Here is a 17,540-nt window from a genome sequence, read left to right as displayed (position 1 = left end):
CGCTAGGCGTCCAGCGGGTTGCGGGCGATGCGGTCCGTGATGCCCGCCCGGACGAACCTGCCCGCGAGGCTGGCCGGCTTACGCGTGCCCTGGTCCGTCACGCAGGCCGCGAACTCCTTGGCGATCTCCAGCCGAGGGTGGCGGGCGAGCACCTCCTGCTGGAGTTCCGGCGGGATCTCCTCGGTACGGCGGCCCGAGATGTCCATCCCGGTCGAGAGCTCCAGCAGGTGCCCCTCGGGGTCCTCCGCCACCGGCACCTCGTCCCACATGTGGCGGATGATCACCTCGGCGGCCCGTACCCTGCGCTCGACCGGCCACCCGGCTCCGGCGGCGAACGCCCAGGCCACATGCCCGCCCGCCTCCTCGTACGGCACCGTGTGGCTGTCGAACTCCGCCGCCAGCCCGATGTCGTGCAGCATCGACGACACATAAAGGAGTTCGGCGTCGAACGCGATCTCGTGCAGCCCCGCGTAGGCCGCCGCCCACAGGTAGGCGCGGACGGAGTGGTTGAGCAGCGAGGGCGAGTGATACCTGGTCGCCACCTCATGGGCACTCCGGCAGACGGCGGTGTCCGGGATCACGATGTCGTCGAATCTCATGCGTCCAGGATGTCGTGAATTGACCGGTCCGGAAACCGAGCCGCATCGAGCCGCTAACGATCCGGCACCCAACTTGACCAGTTGATCGAGATTCGGTCAGCATGTTCCGCCCCCATCTTTTGGCCCGGAAGGAACCGGCGTGCGCCGCCTTGCGATCCCCCTTGCTCTCATGCTCGTTTCAAGCGGGCTGGTGAGCACAGCGCACGCCGACACGTCGGTGAAGCGCACCGCGCAGTGCCAGGGCGACTGGCTGCCCGGCACGCCCACGGCGGACGAGGTCATGCGGGGTGAGCTGCCCCTGGTCGAGCAGCCTCCGGTGAAGATCGGCACGAAGATCAACTGGGCCATGAGCCCGTACCACAACCGGTCGTGGGAGTTCGTCTTCCAGTCGCTGCGCTGGATGGGCACGCTGGTCGTCGCGTACGAGAACAGCGGCGAGGAGCGCTACCTCGACCGGGCCAAGGAGATCACCAAGGACTGGGTCGACCACAACAGGCGCGGCGCCCGTGGCACCCCGTCCTACGCCTGGAAGGACCACCCGGTCTCGCTCCGCTCCCAGGCGCTGGTCTGCCTGAGCATGCACGTGAAAGACGCCTGGCTGAAGCAGACGCTGGCCGAGCACGCCAAGCTCCTGTCCGACTCGCGGCTCTACAAGAAGGGCCACAACCACGGGATCGACCAGGACATCGCGCTCATGGCCATCGGCTGCCGCTACGGCCGCAAGGACTGGACGGGCCTGGCCGTCAAGCGGCTGACCGGCACGGTCAAGCTCGACGTCGACTCCCAGGGCGCGCTCATGGAGCAGGCGCCGCGCTACGCCGTCTACGTGCACAGCAGGCTCATGGTCGCGATGACCAACATCAAGGACTGCGGTCGCAAGGTGCCCGGCGAGATCTCCAGGCGGGCCGACGCGCTCAAGGCGTTCGTCGCCCACTCCACGCAGCCCAACGGCTTCATGGTGCCGATCGGCGACGGCAGCGCCGTGGTCGAGCCCAAGATGGAGACCGGCACGCCCAAGGAGAACGTCAAGGTCTACAAGGCCGGCTACGTGTACGGCCGGACGGACTGGGGCAAGCCCGAGTCCGCCTTCTACTCGATCAGGTTCGGCCCCGGCCTGAAGTTCCACGGCCATGAGGACCACCTGGGCGTGACCTACTACGCGCAGGGCCGCGACATCCTGGTCGACGGCGGATTCAACTCCTATGAGAAGAGCTCCTACCGCTACTGGACGCTCTCCCCCGAGGCGCACAACGTGCCGTCCGTGGTGGGCGCGCGCTTCCGCCCGCGCACGGCCAGCAAGCTCGTCAAGACGTCGTACGGCAAGGACCGGCAGGCCTTCAAGCTGACCGACAAGGCCTATGGCGCGAGCCGGACCCGATCGGTGCTGGTGAACCACGGCCAGGACGTGATGGCGGTGCTCGACACCGCGTCCGGCGGCAAGAAGGTCACGAACCTGTGGCGGTTCGCCCCGTCGTTCAAGGTGATCTCCAACGGCGGCGGCCGGGTCGTGCTGGGCGACGGGAAGTTCCGGGTCACGATGGTCCAGCTCGCGGGGTGCAAGCCGGTGGGCGGGCAGAAGGTGCAGCGGGGCGGGAAGCTGGGCTGGGTGTCGCCGACGTACCTGTCGAAGCAGCCGACGAACGTGGTCGTCTCCCCGGCGGCCAAGTCGCTGCTGACCGTCATCGTGCCCGACACCGACTCGCCGAAGGTGTCCTGCTCGGGTGGGAAGGTCAAGGTCCAGGGCCTGACCTTCCCCGCCGGTCTGCTCTAACCCTCGTGGCCCGCGCGGAGCAGGCCGTACGTCACCGCCTGCTCCAGCGCCTGCCAGGAGGCGTCGATGATGTTCTCGGCGACGCCGACCGTGGACCACTCGGCCGTGTCGTCGCTGGAGGTGATGAGCACGCGGGTGATGGCGTCGGAGCCGTGGGTGCCTTCGAGTATGCGCACCTTGAAGTCGATGAGCTCCAGTCTGGCCAGCTCGGGGTAGAGCTTCTCCAGCGCCAGGCGTACCGCCCGGTCGAGGGCGTTGACCGGGCCGTTGCCCTCGCCGGTGGCGACGATGCGCTCGCCCTTGGCGTGCAGCTTGACCGTGGCCTCGCTGACCAGCTCGCCGCCCTTGGCCCGCTCGACGATCACCCGCCACGACTCGACCTCGAAGTGGCGCGTGCGCTCGCCGTGGACGGTGTCGCGCAGCAGCAGCTCGAAGGAGGCGTCGGCGGCCTCGAACGTGAAGCCCTTCGACTCCAGGTCCTTGACCCGCTCGACCAGCGTCTTGGTGGCCTCGGGGGTGAGTTCGTAGCCCAGCTCGCGGCCCTTGAGCTCGACCGAGGCGCGGCCGGCCATGTCGGAGACCAGCATGCGCATGTCGTTGCCGACCTGGGCGGGGTCGATGTGCTGGTAGAGGTTCGGGTCGACCTTGATGGCGCTGGCGTGCAGCCCGGCCTTGTGCGCGAACGCCGACATGCCGACGTAGGGCGCGTGGGAGTTGGGCGTGACGTTGGTGACCTCGGTGATCGCGTGGGCGATGCGCGTCATGTCGGCGAGCGACTCCTGCGGCACCAGGTCGAAGCCCCGCTTGAGCTGGAGGTTCGCGACCACGGTGAACAGGTTGGCGTTGCCGGACCGCTCGCCGTAGCCGTTGGCGCAGCCCTGTACGTGCGTGGCGCCGGCCTTGACGGCGGCCAGCGTGTTGGCGACCGCGCAGCCGGTGTCGTCGTGGCAGTGGATGCCGACGCGGGCGCTGGTCTGGACGGCGGCGTGGACGATGTCGGCCAGCTCGTCGGGGAGCATGCCGCCGTTGGTGTCGCACAGGGCGATGACGTCGGCGCCCGCCTCGGCCGCCGTACGCAGGACCTCCAGCGCGTAGGCTGGGTTGGACCTGTAGCCGTCGAAGAAGTGCTCGGCGTCGAGGAAGACTCGCTGTCCCCCCGCACGAAGGTGGGAGACCGTGTCGCGGATCATCGCGAGGTTCTCCTGGAGAGTCGTGCGGAGGGCCAGCTCCACGTGCCGGTCGTGGCTCTTGGCGACAAGGGTCACGACCGGCGCGCCGGATTCGCGCAAGGCGGCCACCAACGGGTCGTCGGCTGCCTTCACACCTGCTCGGCGGGTCGCACCGAACGCGGCGAGCTGCGCGTGCTTCAGGTCGAGCTCTGTTTGAGCGCGCCTGAAGAACTCTGTGTCCTTGGGGTTGGCTCCTGGCCAGCCCCCTTCGATGAAGCCGACGCCCAGGCCGTCCAGCTGCCGCGCGACGGCGAGTTTGTCGGCGACGGTGAGGGTGAGGCCCTCCTGCTGTGCGCCGTCACGCAGCGTCGTGTCATACACGTGAAAGCGGTCGTCGGCCATGGTGTCGTCTCCCTGGAAAACAAAAAGACCCCTCACGGACGTGAGAGGTCTGCGCGCTGGCGGTGTCCCTTTGTCAGCCAGCGCGCCTGCTGATAATGAGCAGACCGTAGAACATGGTGCTTGCGAGTCTGCCACACCTATCCACTGGTCGGCACACCGGTCTCAGTCTTTGGGACAATGGACATCGTTCAGACGGTGACGCCGGTGCCTCCGGTGATGGCCCGCTCCAGGGTGGCCGGGTCGAAAGCCTCGTTGCCCAGCTGCTCGCCGTCGAGGAGCAGGGTCGGCGTCCCGTCGATCTTTATCTTCGCGCTCTCCCGCAGGTGCTCGTCGGCGTACGACTGCGAGGTCACGCACTGGTCGACGGACGCGCCGACCTTCCTGGCCGCCTCGGCCAGGTCCTGCACCTCGAACCCCGACGCCAGCCCGTGCGGCGAGGGCTGCATGGCGTACAGCTCGTCCCTGAACGCCAGCCAGCTCTCCTCCGGCACGCAGCGGGCAGCGGCGGCGGCGCGGACGGAGTTGGACCGCATGGGCTCGTCCTCGAAGACCGTCACCGGATGGAAGACGACCTTGACCTTGCCCTCCTTGGCCAGCCGCTCGATCGTCGCGTTGACCCTGGTGTGCAGCTCCTTGCAGACAGGGCAGTCGAAGTCCTCGTAGAGGTCGAGCACAGGGGCGTCTCCGCCCCTGTCCGCGAGCACCATGGAACCGTCGGGTTGCCGGGTCAACCGCACTCCCTGCGCCGACGAACTGCCTGGCTCGGAGAACGCCACGACAGTCAGCAGCACGACGAGCGCCACGCCCGCGGCCACGACGGCCGCCAACCTCTTGTTCATTTGCCCGCCCTTAGCTCATTGATCGCCGAGACCTTACCCGAAGAGGGCGGGCGGACGTCGTTCAGCCTCCGGGCGAGCCGTTGCCGTTGCCGTTCCCGTTGTGATGGCCGTTCCCGTTCCCGTTGCCATTGCCGTTCCCGTTGCCGTACGCGCGCATGAACGTGCGGACCCCGGCGGCGATGGAGGCGTCGAGTTCGTCGTCCCGCATCGTCGCGTCACCGATGGTCCAGCCGACCTGGGCGTCATAGGTGATCAACGCCAGGAAGTCGCGCGCCGCCTGGTCGGGATCGGCCAGGGAGAGCTTTCCGGCCAGCGCCAGCCGGGCGAACCTGGCGGCCAGCGACCCCGCGAGCTGGTCCTGGCCACGTTGCCGCCACTGCCTGGCGATCTCGGGACGCCGGGATCCCTCTGCCTGGACGAGTGCGCGCAAGGCTCGCGCCCGCTCGTCCATGAGACAGCCACGCATGAGATCACCGGCGAACGCCGTCAGCTCCGCCATGAGATTCGCCGGACGATCGGGAAAAGTCTCGATCATGGCGAATTGCTGGGCATTGACCCGATCGAAGTTCTCGTCGATCAGGGACTCGAACAAGCACTGCTTGTCGCCCAGATGGTTGTAGATGGTCTGTTTGGATACCGCCGCTTCAGCGGCGATGGTTTCGATGCTCGCACCGGAGTAACCATCCCGGACGAACACCCTCATTGCAGCGGTCATGATCGCTTCTCGTTTGGCGATACGCCCGCGCGGAGCAGCCTTCCCGGTCGCCCCTAGGCCCCTCGCCGAGGTCACCGTTTCACCCACCCCGTAAGGGTACCCGTTTGACTTATCGGACGTTTTATGTCTTTAAACATGGGGGATTATGACTTTCCGCATTACAGCCGACCGACTGGCCCTGAGCCGCTCCGATGCTCGTTGGGAATGGAATCATGAAATCCGAATTTCTCGACCCTGCCGTGGCCCGCTACATCGTGGATCACTCCACTCAGCCCGACCCCCTGCTGGAGCAACTGATCACCGAGACGCTCGCGGCGACGGGTGACAGCGCGGGCATGCAGATCACGGCCGACCAGGGCGTGTTCCTCACGATGATCACTCAGCTCACCGCGCCGGAGGTGGCGGTGGAGGTGGGCACGTTCACCGGATACTCGTCGCTGTCCATCGCCAGGGGCCTGTCCGGCGGCACGCTGCACTGCTTCGACGTCAGCGACCAGTGGACCTCCATCGCCCGCCGCTATTGGGAGAAGGCCGGCGTGGCCGACCGCATCACCCTCACCCTGGGCCCGGCGCTGGAGACGCTCGCCGCCTTCGACCTGCCTATCGACCTGGCCTTCCTCGACGCCGACAAGGGCAACTACCCGGCGTACTACGAACTGCTGATCGACCGGCTGCGGCCGGGCGGGCTGCTCATGGTGGACAACACGCTGTGGAGCGGGCGGGTGGCCGACCCGGCCGAGTCGGATTCAGTGACCGTGGGGATGCGTGAGTTCAACGACCTGGTGCGGGAGGACCCCCGGGTCACCGTGGTCATCCTGCCGATCGCCGACGGACTCACCATGATCCGCCGGAACTAGGAGTCGTTCCAGCCGCGGGCGGCGCCATCAGCTTTCTGGGCGCCGCATCAGCCCGTCCAGGGTGAGGTCGAGGAGGCGTTCGGCCTGCTCACGCTGCTCGGGCTCGGCCGAGGTGAGGGCGATCCCGGCGAGCGCGGCGAACATGTCGGTCGCGCTGATGTCGGACCGGATCTCGCCGGCGGCCACGCAGGCGTCCATGAGCGAGGAGAGGGCGGCCTGAATCAGCTCGCGGCTGCGGGCGTAGGGGTTGGTTCCCGAGGCGACGACGGCTCGCAGGGCGTCGGCCATGCCTAGCTTGGCGGTGGCGTAGTCGATGAAGCGGCGCGTCCAGGCACGTAGCGCCGCACGTGGCGGCAGGGTCGCCAGGAGTTCGGGGACGGCGTCGCACAACCGGGCCACTTCGTTGCGGTAGGCCGCCTCGATCAGGATCTCCCGGGTCGGGAAGTTGCGGTAGAGCGTGCCGGTGCCCACGCCCGCTTCCTTGGCGATGCGCTCGAAGTGCGCGTCCAGCCCCTCTTCGGTGAACACGCGCACCGCGGCGACCAGGATCTTGTCCCGGTTGCGCTGCGCGTCAGCCCTCAGCGGACGTTCTGCGTCGCGGGCCATCAGCGGCTCTCCCCTCTCCATTTGCTAAGTGGAGGAGCCGCCACTTAGAGTGAGACGAAGTGGCGGCTCCTCCACTTTTACTTTAAGACACTCTCTGTAAGGACTGCCAATCATGTCGGGTATCGAAGGCAAGGTCGTAGCGATCACGGGCGCCAGCAGCGGCATCGGCGAGGCGACGGCCCTGCTGCTCGCCGAGCGCGGCGCGAAGGTCGTCCTCGGGGCACGCCGTACGGAGCGCCTTGAGGCGCTGGCCGCCCGCATCGAGAAGGCCGGTGGGGAAGCCGCCTGGGCCCGTACGGACGTGAAGCGACGCGAGGATCTGGCCGGCCTCGTCGGGCTGGCCCGTGATCGCTTCGGCAAGATCGACGTGCTCATCAGCAATGCCGGGATCGGCTTGATCTCCCCCCTGGACGACCTCCGCGTCGAGGACTGGGAGGAGATGATCGACGTCAACTTCAAAGGCGTCCTGTACGGCATCGCCGCCGCCCTGCCCGTCTTCCGGGAGCAGGGCTTCGGGCACTTCGTCAATATCCTTTCCACCTCGGGCCTGCGCATCGTTCCGCTCCAGTCGGTGTACGCCGGGACGAAGAACGCCGTACGCGCCGTCTCCGAGGGCCTGCGCCAGGAGGCCGGCGACAGCCTGCGCGTGACCGTCGTCTCGCCGGGCATCATCAAGACGGACTTCGCCGAGCAGATGAGCCCGGAGGTGAAGGCCCAGATCGACGACACGATGAACAAGATCGCGATCTCGCCGGACGCGGTGGCCCGCGCCGTCGCCTTCGCCATCGAGCAGCCGGACGGCGTCGACGTGGGGGACATCGTCGTCCGCCCCACAGCCCAGGCCTGAGGCTCATCTAGGCTCAGGGCGTGCCCGAAGCGATCGCCAAGGAACTGACCATCGGTGAGCTGTCCGAGCGCAGCGGCGTGCCCGCGTCCGCGCTGCGCTTCTACGAGCGGCAGGGGCTCATCGACAGCCGCAGGACCACCGGCAACCAGCGTCGCTATCACCGCACCACGCTGCGGCGGGTGGCGTTCATCCGGGCGTCCCAGAGCGTCGGCATCCCGCTGTCGGTGATCGGCGGCGTGCTGGACCTGCTGCCGGAGGGCGTCCAGCCGACGCGGGAGTTCTGGATCCGGGCCTCGGAGTGCTGGAGCGAGGAGATCAACGCGCGTATCGAACGGATGGAACGGATGCGCGACCGGTTCACGGAGTGCATCGGGTGCGGGTGCCTGTCGTTCGAGCAGTGCGCACTGGTCAATCCCGGCGACACCCTCGCCCAGCAGGGCCCGGGCCCGCGCCGCCTGCTGGAGCCTTGATCAGACGTCCGATGGGATACCGAGCTCGGCGAGCAGCCGGGCGGTGCCCTCCTGCAGCTTCAGCGCGTCGGCCGGATCGACCGGCCGGGCGATCTCCTTGCGGCCCTTGAAGGCGCTCACCGGTGCGGCGGGCGGCTGGTCGACCAGGTCGACAACGGGCGCGATCGCCTTGGCGGGCGGAGTGGCGGCCAGCCTTCCCAGCAGACCCATGATCGCCCTGGTCGGCCGGTTGAAGTCCCCCGCGAAGCTGGTCTCCACGTACCCCGGGTTGTACAGGACGTACGTGATCTCCGGGAAGCACGTCGCGATGAGTTCGTTGGCCCGCCTGGCCTGCCGGTTCGCCTTGAGCGACGTGAACCCCGACCGCAGCCCGAGATCGTCCCACTGGATCGCGTCCCGGGGCGCCCCCGGCACGGAGACGTTCACCACGATGGGTCGTGGCGCGGCCCGCAACCGGTCGGCCAGGCCGATCGTGAGGATGTAGCGGCTCAGGTAGAACAGCGCGAAGGTGTGCTCGACGCCTTCGGCCGTCTCGTGACGGCGGGTACTGACGTACGCCGCGCACATGATCAGCGCGTCCACGCTCGGGAATTCGGCGGCGATCTCGGCGGCTACGCGTTCGCTCTCGCGCGCCAGCGCCAGATCGGCCCGCAGGAAACGCAGCCGCCCGGCGGGGACATCGGCTTCGGCGCGGATCGCGTCCGCCTTGGCGGCGCTACGGCCGATGATGACGACGGTCTCCCCGGCACGCAGGTAGTGCAGGGCCAGAGCCCTGCCGATGCCGTCCGTGCCGCCGGAGATGACGATGGTTCTCATATGGATGACCCCGATGGTTACTTTTTGTGGGTAGCCATATGCTTTGTCACCACTGGCGCTAAGCACAAGACGGCACATTGATGTCAGAAACCCACAAGGATGTAACTAATGGACGCGTCATCCGTGCGGTGGCCCCCGTTCCCCACGGACGGCTCAGCCGAGTCAGGCGAGTCGGACGAGGAGATCTGCCGCCAGGTGCTGCGGATCCTCTCCCTGGTCGGCGACAAGTGGAGCCTGCTGATCATCGGCACCCTCCGCGACCGCACGCTGCGCTTCGGGGAACTGCAACGCGCCGTCACCGGCATCTCCCAGCGCATGCTCACGCTGACCCTCCGCCAACTCGAACGTGACGGCCTGGTCTCCCGGACCGTCCACGCGAGCGTCCCGCCACGCGTGGACTACGCCCTCACCGAACTCGGCGTCACGTTGCTCGCCCCCGTCACCGCCCTGGGCAGCTGGGCGGCCACGCACCGCCGGACCATTTCCGAGAACCGCCGCCGGTACGAAACCGACCACCCACCTACCGCTCCCGGGGGCGGGGCGGCGTTCTGAAGATCATCGGTAAGGTGTCGCGCAAAAAAGGAGGCGCGACTTGTCGCGATTAGCCTTGCTGATCTGGGTGGCCGCTCTGACCGCCGCGGCATATCCCACCTGGGACACGTGGCGTCCTCAAGCCGAGGAGCCAGGGGTTTACTACAGCTGCTTCGGCCACGACTGGGACGAATCCCCCTCGCTGCTCCAGCCGCTGCGCGGCGATCTCGCCACGATGACGGAACTCTCGATGACGTGGGCCGTTCCCGCGCTGGTCGTGCTCGCCGCTCTCGGCCGCTGGAACTCGGCCGCGGCGGGCCGTCGGGCGGCGGCGATTCTCACCCTGATCGCGTTCGTCAGACCGCTCACTCCTGTGTACGCCGGGGACGACCCATGTGAGGGAGGGCTCCCTCTCCTCAGCCTGGACTGGTTCAAGACCGTGGCCTGCGCGTGGGGGCCGTACGAGCTGGCCCTCCTGACAGCCGCCCTGCTGGTGCTCCTCGCGACGCACGTCGTCGGCCCTGCCGAGGAGCCGGTTGTCACCACGTCCTCAAGGCCTGCGTGGCACCGGGGGCTGACGCTCCTGATCGACTACCTGGCCGTGACCGCGCTGGTCACTCTCGCGATCCGGGTGGCCGGGGGCTGGCCGGTCGACCTGACGAGCGGCCTGCTGCAATGGCTCAGTTTCGATCAGGTACTTCACGACCCGGCCCGGCTGCTCGTCTACCCGGCGATGGCCCTCTACATCCTGGTCAGGTGGCGCTTCACTCGCCGTCCCGCCTTGTGGTGAGGTGCGGCGGCTTCAGGTGGTGGCGGTTGAGCGCTGCTTCAGTACGGCCAGGGCCCACTCGCCCCACCGGTGATTCTCGCGTTCGAAGGCCAGGCCGCGCATCAAGGTCAGGTAGGGGCCGATGCGGTCGGCGTGCGCGAGGTACTCCTCCTCGCTGCGGCCGTTCAGCAATCGGGCGCGTAGCCGTTCGTATCGGGCGATCTTGGCCTCGGCCCAGTCCATGCGTTCCTCGATGGCGGCGCGTACGGCCTCGGCGTCGCCCGCGTCCACGGACTGGACCTTGACCATCAGCTCGTCGCGGATCGCGCCCGGGCGGGGTGGCGTGGCGGTGAATTCGCGCAGCTTACGGTGCCCGGCCTCGGTCAGGGAGAACAGTCGCTTGTTGGGGCGGCGTTCCTGCTCGACGACCCGTGCCTGGACCAGCCCCTCGGCCCGCATCCTGTCCAGCTCCCGGTACAGCTGCTGGGGTGTGGCCATCCAGAAGTTGGCCACCGACGCGTCGAACCCCTTGGCCAGGTCGTAGCCGGACGCCTCGCCCTCCAGGAGCGCGGCCATCACCGCGTGACGCAGGGACATCCGCCAACGATATCGCCGGATTGACTAATCAACGATGCGACTGTCGACGCCTACGGACATAGGCTGGCGGGATGATCTACGTACAGACGCCCCTTAGACGTGAGATCCGCGAAGCCGTGGTTCTGACCTGGGGCGTCACGGGAGAGAGTGAGCGGTTGCACGGCGGCGAGGAATCCGCCGCCTACCGCCTCGACGGGCACGTCATCCGCGTCGGCCCGGCGTGGCGCGCCGCCGCCGAGTCGGAGTGGTGCCACGCGATCGCCCGGCACGCCGCCGCGGGCCTCCCCGAGGCCGTCGCCCCACTGCCGACTGCCGAAGGGGCGACGGTCATCCTCGTGGGCGGGCGCCCGATCTCCTGCTGGCCGTATGTCGAGGGCGCCTGGCCGGACTCCGACATCCCAGCCCAACGCGGAGCCGGTGCCCGGCTGCTGGCCAGGCTGCACAGGTCCCTGGCCGACTTCCGCCCCGGCCCGCGCCCGGTGCCCGCCTTCCAGGAGTCCGGCCTGTACGGCGATCCGCCCCAGGACGCCGCCGGACTGGAAGACCCCGACCTGGACCGCTGGCTGGCCGCCTTCCATGCCGAGCATCCCGTACGTCACCCCCTGCACGGCGACTACTACACCGGCAACACACTGGCCAGGGACGGCCAGATCGTGGCGGTTCTCGATTGGGACGAGACCTTCGTCGGCGCCCCTGAGCTGGAGCTGGCCGCCGCCGCCCTGGAATGGGGCGACGACCTGACCGGGCCGAGCGAGGAGTTCGTGACCGCCTACCACGAGGCGGGCGGCACGGCCGCCCGCCTGGACGAGGAGTCGCTCGCTCAGCTCGTCAGGCACAAGCTCCGCAGGGAGTATGCCTACTTCCACAAGGCCGTCCGCTCAGGGGTGACGCACGACGAGGCGGACCTCGAATACCACCGCGCTCGGGTAGAGCTGTTCCACCGGCTGCGTCCCTGACCGTGACCGGCCATTGATTCGTCGGCTGTCAGCGCAGAACCAGGAGGTCGAGCCAATTGGCTCTGGGTTCCGTGCTGGATGTCTCCTCGGCGTCCCGCACGGCGCGGCGGAGCTGTTCCTTGCCCCGTAGGAACTCCTCCTCGGTGAGGCCGCGCATGATGGTGGCGGAGCGGCGGAAGACATCCACCTGAGCCAGGAACTCGGCAAGGCTGAACATTGTCTCGGGGACCGGCTCAAGCGCGTCGAGGTGGAATCCCGCGGTGGCGAACGCCTGGCACGTCTGCTCGAAGGAGGGAAAGGTGTCGGTCGTCCGGGTGGTCTCGGGAAAGAACTCCCAGGGAAAGGTGCGCGTCGTATAGGGCCTGTCCGGATATCCCTGCCGGATCAGAACGGGAGCGCCCGGGCGCAGAACGCGGCGGATTTCTCGCGCGGCGGCTTCCATGTCGGGGATGTGGTGGATCATGAGGGACATCCAGGCGCCGTCCGCCGAGCCGTCCGGAATCGGGAGTGCGCCGGCGTCGCCCTCCAGCACCTGGATGCCCGGGCGGCGCGGAATCTCGGCCCGCATCGCCGCCGACGGTTCGACCGCGAGAACGCTGAGGCCGAACCAGTCGCCGAAGGCGGTGGCGAACGCACCGGTCCCCGCGCCGATGTCGACCACGGTCTTCCCGGGCGACGGGTCGAGGTGACGTCGTATCGCTTCACGCCATTCTTCGAGCCCGTCTCGGGGAATCTCCCGGACCGCCTTGTACGCTGCCGCGGTCTGATCGTCGTAGGCGATTCTGGCCATGTCGCGCCTCCTGATTCACACTGCTTCGAGATTGGGCCGCTGTGCACCGTCGTCCAACTCGATCATGGACGTGAGTGTAAATGCGATCAAGGTCCAATAGCTGGCACCCCTGCTCCCTGGACGACGTTACGCATTGGAGCTACTGTCAAGCGCACATAGTCAACTAATTGAGTAGGGGTAGTCATGCATGCGTTCCGCCAGGCCGTCGAGGCTCATGACATGGCGGCGATCGAGGCGCTGCTCGCCGAGGACGTCGTGTTCACCAGCCCGGTCGCGTACCAGCCGTATCCGGGCAGGGCGATCACCGCGGCGATCATCCGTGGCGTCTCGCGGGTGTTCGAGGATTTCCACTACGTCCGGGAGATCGCCGACGCGGAGGGCCGTGACCTCGCGCTGGTGTTCCAGGCGAAGGTGAACGGCAAGCAGGTCCACGGCTGTGACTTCCTGCACTTCGACGACGACGGTCTCATCGACGACCTGACGGTCATGGTGCGGCCGCTGTCCGGGGCGAACGCGCTGGCCGAGGCCATGGGCGCGCAGTTCGAGCAGATCAGGCAAGAGGCGTCCGGCGTGTGAGGACACCGCCGCTGTCGCTCAGGTGGCGCCGATAGAGCCGACCAGGAGGGTGTCGATGAGAGTGTCCAGCGGAGGCCATGGGACGTAAGGACGGGCCGCTCGCAGCGTGATGATCCCGTGGAGGGCGGCCCACAGGCACAGCGTGGCCGCGTAGGGGTCCGTACGGGGCATGCGGCCGGCCTCGATGCAGTCCTTGATGATCTCGTGGACGGACTCGATGATGGCGGCGCCGGGCAGTTGGTCGTCGGAGATCTCGCGGGGCAGGTCAGGCACGCTGGGCACCATGAACATCACACGGTAGACGTCAGGATGATCGTCGGCGAACGCACAGTAGGCCGCCGCGGTCGCGCGCAGCCGGGCCACGGGGTCGGTCTGCTGGGCGACGGCCTGGTCGATGTGGTTGATCAGCTCGACGAAGTGCCGCTCATAGACGGCCAGCAGCAGCGACATCTTGTCCGGGAAGTGCAGATAGACACTGGTCGCGGCGATCCCGACCTCCCGGGCCACGGCACGCAGGGACAGCGATTCGTGAGTGGCGCCGTCCTCCAGCAGGCGGTTGGCCGCAGTCATCAGATCCTGCCGTAGGCGATCACCCGCACCACGCGGATTACGGGTGTGGCGTGGGGTGCTGTCGGGTCGCGATGGCATCGCTGTTCTCCATCTGCGCGATCGGTTGGACACCCGCCGAGAAGTCTTCAGAAGACCTCTTGACGCCTGTCCCGCTCTCGTTAACACTACATGTAAGGCAACAACATTGCGCTACAGGTTGCCTTACATGATAGGCCATCAGGGGGCTTGAGCGCAGCAGGTGAGCGGGGACGGGCCGGGGTAGCGCCCGCCCCCTCCCCTGCCGAGCGACCCAGAAACTCAGGCCTGTCCACAGGAAACCAACAAGAAGAGAAAGGTGATCAACATGGCTGACAGATCAGTGTGGGGCTGTGTCGGCAGCAACGGTTCGACGATCTACTCGGGGACCGGCTTCAAGGTGGATCGTGTCGCTACGGGTGTCTACACGATCCTCTTCGACGTGCCGTTCGCTAAGTGGCCGTCGGTCGTCGCGACGCAGATGTTCCCCGGCACCATGAACAGCAACGGCGGAGACACACGGGACAACGCCGTCGTCATCGCCATCTCCACGGACCGCTTCCGCGTCACCACCGGTGCCAGCGACGGCAAGCAGGCGGACCGGGACTTCTCGTTCATCGCGATGGGCACGGCGTAAGCGCTCAGCGAACCTGCCGGTTGTCCTCCCCCAGCCTGGGTGGGGGCAACCGGCCTCGCCGCGCAAGGGACGCTCAACCGCTTGGAGGCGGGCCCTCCGCAAATGCCCGTTACACGGCAGAATGATCGTGTGACGGATGCGATCCAGGCCGAGCGCATGCCGGCCGTCGTGCGAGCCGGCCGGTTCATCATGACCATGGAAATGGCCTTCAGCCTCGTGGGGCTCGCCATCATGATCGGTACTGTCGCTTTCGCCTTCAGCGGCCCGATCGTCCTGCTGATGCTCTACCCCGTCGTGATCACAGCGCTCATGGGCTGGTTGCTCTCCCGCTGGCCCTCCCGAAGGAAGCTGGTGCGCTGGGGCGCCATCGGCGTCCAAGTGGTCTCGGCCGGTGGTTACCTCATCATGAACGCGATCGACGGCGACCTCAGCTGGATCAGGCTGATCGCCCCCAGCACGCTCTTCCCGCTCGCGGTCGTCGCCACGCTGCTCACGCCTTCGGCAACACGCTGGTTCGACCGCTGACACAGCGCCGATCGCCGCGACGACCGCGTGCGTGGCCCGTCGCGGCACGCGCTACAGCAGCCGCGTCAGTACGGCCGGCCGGGCCGATCGCCGGCAGCTTGCTCAGTGGTCCCTGCCTGAAGCCCCAGCACGGCCTGGGCGACCTGCTCGGGCTGCTCGGCGATCATGTTGTGGCTGGCGGCCAGTTCGAGTACGCGCAGGTGCGGCCGGTCGGCGGTGAGGGCCAGCAGGTCTCGGCGGATTCCCGCGCGTAGTGCCGGCATGAGCTCGCCGACGCGGCCCGGCAGGCCGGGCAGGTTCTGGGTGGCCAGGACGAACAGGGCGGGACACCGGATGTCGGCCACCGCCGCGAGGCTGTCCTGGAAGTACGGGTCGTACCTGATCTGCCCGGCCAGCGCGGCGTCCGGTCGCAGATGGACGCCACGGTCGGTGGTGCGCAGTGCGCGCTGGGGATACATCGCGGCGTGGGCCTCGGGCAGCGGCTGGGCCATCGCCTCGGCCTGGGCGTCGAAGACGGCCTTCAGTTCCGCCAGGAGCGCGGTCAGCTCCTCTCCCCCGATGCCCAGGTAGTGCTCTGGTGCGGTCTCGGCCGAGCGCAGGCCGTCGAGGTTGACGATCCCAGGGCCGTACGGGTGGCGCAGCGCCCACCGCACCGCGATCATGCCGCCGAGGGAGTGGCCGGCCACCTGGGGAGCGTCCAGGCCGAAGTGGTCGATGACCGCCTCCATGTCGTCCAGGACCTCCTCCCAATCCCATGACCCGTCGCCGGACAGCCCGTGGCCGCGCAGGTCCATCGCGATGACCCGGTGCGCGCCGGTCAGCAGCGGGGCGACCGCGTCCCAGTGCTGGAGAGTGCCGCCCAGGCCGTGGAGCAGCAGAACGGGAGCCCCGTCACCGCCGTGGTCGCGGACGGCCAGAGGGACCGGACGGTTACCGATGATCACGTCTTGTGGTGCCATGGGGTGCTCTCCTGGGGGCGGTTGAGCCGGTCGCGGATGGAGGAGGTGGTGACGCCGCCGTCGGGATGCTTGTCGAGCTTGCCGCGTTTGACCAGGTCGTGGACGCCCTGCCGGGTGATGCCGAGCATCGCTCCCGCCGTGGAGTACGACACCGTCACGGCCGCGGGGTGGCCGGCCGAGCGGGCCACGGCCCGTCCCAACGCGGTACGCCACCACGACTCGGGCGGGTCGAAGGGGCCGTCGCCGGGGAACAGCACCCCGATGAGCCGGGCCGCGGTCATGGTGGCGAGCTCCCGGTCGGTGCCGAGCAACTGGGCGGCCCAGACCTCGGCCTCCACGTGCAACCGTGCCCTGATCGGGCGAAGAAGCTCGTCGGAGGTCAGCAGGATCTCCAGTGGGTCGAGGATCCGGGTCTCCAGCAGCCGGACCAGCTCGGCCACCAACTCGACGTGGTCTGTCGTGGTCGTCACTTGACAGACCATAGCAAGTACTTGCTATTGCGCGTCAAGTAGTTTCGGCGAGACTTCGTGGGATCAGAGTGACCAGTCGCCCGGCCGTTGGCCCTTCAGCAGAGTGACCGGTGAAGGCAGGGGGTTGGCCGCGGCCGGCGTCAGACCCTCGAACATGAGCGCCAGGTAGCGGCGCCAGCCGTCGGTGCCAGGGTCCATGGTCCACAGCGTGCTGGTCAGCATGGCCATGATCCTGGGCAGGTCCTCGGGGGCGAGGTCCGCCCGGAGCAGGCCGGCGTCCTGTGCGCGCCGGGCGAGCAGGGTCAGCGACTCGTAGAACGGGGTGTAGACCTCCGCGGTCAGGGTGCCGGCGTTGCGCGCGGCGGCCAGGGTGTTCAGCTCGCGTGCCGCCAGGCCCATCGCGGCTTCGATCAGGCCGAGAAGCCCGTTCAGCGGGTCGTCGTCGGCGATTGCCCGTTCGGTGGCAGGTGCGAGATCCTCCGCGATGCTCTGGTCGAGGGCGGCCCGGACCAGATCCGCCTTGCTGGGGAAATGGTTGTACAGCGTCCTGATGCGCACGTCGGCGCGGCGGGCGATCTCCTCGAGCGGCACGTCCGGGCCGAGGTCGGCGAAGGCCGCGCGTGCGGTGCGCAGGATGCGCTCGGCGTTGCGCGCCGCATCAGCGCGCAAGCGGCGCTCGGTGTCGGTGACCATCACTACAGATTAGCAACCTGCAGTCGTGTGCAAGTTGTGCTAGCTTCCGCCTCAAGGGAATTTGCAGCAGCATGCAAGATCTTGTTGTCCGAGGAGATCCGATGAAGGTCAGCGTCGAAACCGACAAGTGCGTTGCCGCAGGCCAGTGCGTACTGCTCGCGCCAGAGGTCTTCGATCAGCGCGAGGAGGACGGCGCCGTGGTCCTCCTCGACGAGACACCCGCACCGGAGCACCACGACACCGTCCGCGAGGCGGCCATGGTCTGCCCCGCCGCGGCCATTCACCTGGCCGAGTCCGCGACTACCACTCACCCGTACGGGGCCGGCGACGTGGCCACCGCCTAACTCTCGAGGAGGATTTC

Annotated in this window: 23 protein-coding genes; 11 read left to right on the top strand and 12 right to left on the bottom strand. The window is 68.0% G+C overall.

What is annotated here, in order from left to right; translation table 11 throughout:
* Positions 1–2: 2 nt before the first annotated feature.
* Positions 3–599, bottom strand: a complete 597-nt coding sequence (locus KME78_RS17355; RefSeq protein ID WP_219530094.1) for an HD domain-containing protein — start codon at positions 597–599, stop codon at positions 3–5.
* A 169-nt stretch (positions 600–768) separates the two neighbouring features.
* Between KME78_RS17355 and KME78_RS17350 the strand changes: the two genes are divergently transcribed.
* A complete protein-coding gene (locus tag KME78_RS17350; RefSeq protein WP_219530092.1) occupies positions 769–2,370 on the top strand; it encodes a heparinase II/III family protein in 1,602 nt (533 codons plus the stop codon).
* Here the strand turns inward: KME78_RS17350 and cimA are convergent.
* The 3 genes from cimA to KME78_RS17335 form a co-directional block, all read right to left on the bottom strand.
* The gene (gene cimA, locus KME78_RS17345) at positions 2,367–3,941 is read right to left on the bottom strand and encodes a citramalate synthase (RefSeq protein ID WP_219530090.1); all 1,575 of its coding nucleotides are present in this window, start codon (positions 3,939–3,941) and stop codon (positions 2,367–2,369) included. The two genes, KME78_RS17350 and cimA, sit on opposite strands and share 4 nt — an antisense overlap.
* Before the next feature lie 188 nt (positions 3,942–4,129).
* The gene (locus KME78_RS17340; protein ID WP_219530088.1) at positions 4,130–4,780 is read right to left on the bottom strand and encodes a DsbA family protein; all 651 of its coding nucleotides are present in this window, start codon (positions 4,778–4,780) and stop codon (positions 4,130–4,132) included.
* Between the two features lie 61 nt (positions 4,781–4,841).
* A complete protein-coding gene (locus KME78_RS17335; RefSeq protein WP_219530087.1) occupies positions 4,842–5,495 on the bottom strand; it encodes a TetR/AcrR family transcriptional regulator in 654 nt (217 codons plus the stop codon).
* Positions 5,496–5,707: 212 nt separating this feature from the next.
* Between KME78_RS17335 and KME78_RS17330 the strand changes: the two genes are divergently transcribed.
* Complete coding sequence (locus KME78_RS17330) at positions 5,708–6,352, top strand: O-methyltransferase (RefSeq protein ID WP_219530086.1); 645 nt, start codon at positions 5,708–5,710, stop codon at positions 6,350–6,352.
* 27 nt (positions 6,353–6,379) lie between these two features.
* Here KME78_RS17330 and KME78_RS17325 read toward each other — a convergent pair whose 3' ends face one another.
* The gene (locus KME78_RS17325; protein ID WP_219530084.1) at positions 6,380–6,958 is read right to left on the bottom strand and encodes a TetR/AcrR family transcriptional regulator; all 579 of its coding nucleotides are present in this window, start codon (positions 6,956–6,958) and stop codon (positions 6,380–6,382) included.
* Positions 6,959–7,070: 112 nt separating this feature from the next.
* Here KME78_RS17325 and KME78_RS17320 point away from each other — a divergent pair, with 112 nt between their 5' ends.
* Together KME78_RS17320 and soxR are read left to right on the top strand one after the other, a co-directional pair.
* A complete protein-coding gene (locus KME78_RS17320) occupies positions 7,071–7,805 on the top strand; it encodes an SDR family oxidoreductase (RefSeq protein WP_219530082.1) in 735 nt (244 codons plus the stop codon).
* Positions 7,806–7,825: 20 nt separating this feature from the next.
* Positions 7,826–8,275, top strand: a complete 450-nt coding sequence (gene soxR / locus KME78_RS17315) for a redox-sensitive transcriptional activator SoxR (RefSeq protein WP_219530080.1) — start codon at positions 7,826–7,828, stop codon at positions 8,273–8,275.
* Here soxR and KME78_RS17310 read toward each other — a convergent pair whose 3' ends face one another.
* Positions 8,276–9,091 carry an SDR family NAD(P)-dependent oxidoreductase gene (locus tag KME78_RS17310; RefSeq protein ID WP_219530078.1) on the bottom strand — a complete coding sequence of 272 codons (816 nt, stop codon included), beginning with the start codon at positions 9,089–9,091 and terminating at the stop codon, positions 8,276–8,278.
* 108 nt (positions 9,092–9,199) lie between these two features.
* On the opposite strand from KME78_RS17310, the gene KME78_RS17305 reads away from it, so the two are divergent.
* Both KME78_RS17305 and KME78_RS17300 read left to right on the top strand, forming a co-directional pair.
* Positions 9,200–9,643, top strand: a complete 444-nt coding sequence (locus KME78_RS17305; RefSeq protein ID WP_219530076.1) for a winged helix-turn-helix transcriptional regulator — start codon at positions 9,200–9,202, stop codon at positions 9,641–9,643.
* A 40-nt stretch (positions 9,644–9,683) separates the two neighbouring features.
* Positions 9,684–10,412 (top strand): hypothetical protein, encoded by a 729-nt coding sequence (locus tag KME78_RS17300; protein ID WP_219530074.1) that lies wholly within the window; start codon positions 9,684–9,686, stop codon positions 10,410–10,412.
* Positions 10,413–10,424: 12 nt separating this feature from the next.
* On the opposite strand, the gene KME78_RS17295 is transcribed toward KME78_RS17300, so the two are convergent.
* Complete coding sequence (locus KME78_RS17295; protein WP_219530072.1) at positions 10,425–10,988, bottom strand: PadR family transcriptional regulator; 564 nt, start codon at positions 10,986–10,988, stop codon at positions 10,425–10,427.
* A 71-nt stretch (positions 10,989–11,059) separates the two neighbouring features.
* On the opposite strand from KME78_RS17295, the gene KME78_RS17290 reads away from it, so the two are divergent.
* Positions 11,060–11,944 (top strand): phosphotransferase enzyme family protein, encoded by an 885-nt coding sequence (locus tag KME78_RS17290; protein ID WP_219530070.1) that lies wholly within the window; start codon positions 11,060–11,062, stop codon positions 11,942–11,944.
* Positions 11,945–11,972: 28 nt separating this feature from the next.
* Here the strand turns inward: KME78_RS17290 and KME78_RS17285 are convergent, their stop codons facing one another.
* Positions 11,973–12,734, bottom strand: coding sequence for a class I SAM-dependent methyltransferase (locus KME78_RS17285; RefSeq protein ID WP_219530068.1), 762 nt, complete (start codon positions 12,732–12,734; stop codon positions 11,973–11,975).
* Positions 12,735–12,917: 183 nt separating this feature from the next.
* On the opposite strand from KME78_RS17285, the gene KME78_RS17280 reads away from it, so the two are divergent.
* Entirely contained in the window at positions 12,918–13,310 is a 393-nt protein-coding gene (locus KME78_RS17280; protein WP_219530066.1) for a nuclear transport factor 2 family protein, read from the top strand.
* Between the two features lie 18 nt (positions 13,311–13,328).
* Here the strand turns inward: KME78_RS17280 and KME78_RS17275 are convergent, their stop codons facing one another.
* On the bottom strand, positions 13,329–13,880 hold the full coding sequence (locus KME78_RS17275) for a TetR/AcrR family transcriptional regulator (protein ID WP_219530064.1): 552 nt from the start codon (positions 13,878–13,880) through the stop codon (positions 13,329–13,331).
* Between the two features lie 343 nt (positions 13,881–14,223).
* Between KME78_RS17275 and KME78_RS17270 the strand changes: the two genes are divergently transcribed.
* A complete protein-coding gene (locus tag KME78_RS17270) occupies positions 14,224–14,532 on the top strand; it encodes a hypothetical protein (protein WP_219530062.1) in 309 nt (102 codons plus the stop codon).
* A gap of 129 nt (positions 14,533–14,661) precedes the next feature.
* On the top strand, positions 14,662–15,057 hold the full coding sequence (locus KME78_RS17265; protein ID WP_219530060.1) for a hypothetical protein: 396 nt from the start codon (positions 14,662–14,664) through the stop codon (positions 15,055–15,057).
* Between the two features lie 65 nt (positions 15,058–15,122).
* Here the strand turns inward: KME78_RS17265 and KME78_RS17260 are convergent, their stop codons facing one another.
* The 3 genes from KME78_RS17260 to KME78_RS17250 all read right to left on the bottom strand — a co-directional run bounded on the left by KME78_RS17260 (position 15,123) and on the right by KME78_RS17250 (position 17,179).
* Positions 15,123–16,016 carry an alpha/beta fold hydrolase gene (locus KME78_RS17260; RefSeq protein ID WP_219530058.1) on the bottom strand — a complete coding sequence of 298 codons (894 nt, stop codon included), beginning with the start codon at positions 16,014–16,016 and terminating at the stop codon, positions 15,123–15,125.
* Complete coding sequence (locus KME78_RS17255) at positions 15,998–16,486, bottom strand: hypothetical protein (protein ID WP_308126990.1); 489 nt, start codon at positions 16,484–16,486, stop codon at positions 15,998–16,000. Before KME78_RS17255 ends, KME78_RS17260 begins: the two co-directional genes overlap by 19 nt.
* A gap of 63 nt (positions 16,487–16,549) precedes the next feature.
* A complete protein-coding gene (locus tag KME78_RS17250) occupies positions 16,550–17,179 on the bottom strand; it encodes a TetR/AcrR family transcriptional regulator (protein ID WP_219530055.1) in 630 nt (209 codons plus the stop codon).
* Positions 17,180–17,280: 101 nt separating this feature from the next.
* Here KME78_RS17250 and KME78_RS17245 point away from each other — a divergent pair, with 101 nt between their 5' ends.
* Positions 17,281–17,523, top strand: a complete 243-nt coding sequence (locus tag KME78_RS17245; RefSeq protein WP_219530053.1) for a ferredoxin — start codon at positions 17,281–17,283, stop codon at positions 17,521–17,523.
* Positions 17,524–17,540 lie beyond the last annotated feature (17 nt).

Source organism: Nonomuraea guangzhouensis, assembly GCF_019396345.1.
In the GTDB taxonomy this organism is placed as follows: domain Bacteria; phylum Actinomycetota; class Actinomycetes; order Streptosporangiales; family Streptosporangiaceae; genus Nonomuraea; species Nonomuraea guangzhouensis.
Note: the sequence above shows the minus strand (reverse complement) of the source record. Positions and strands in the feature narration are given on the sequence as shown.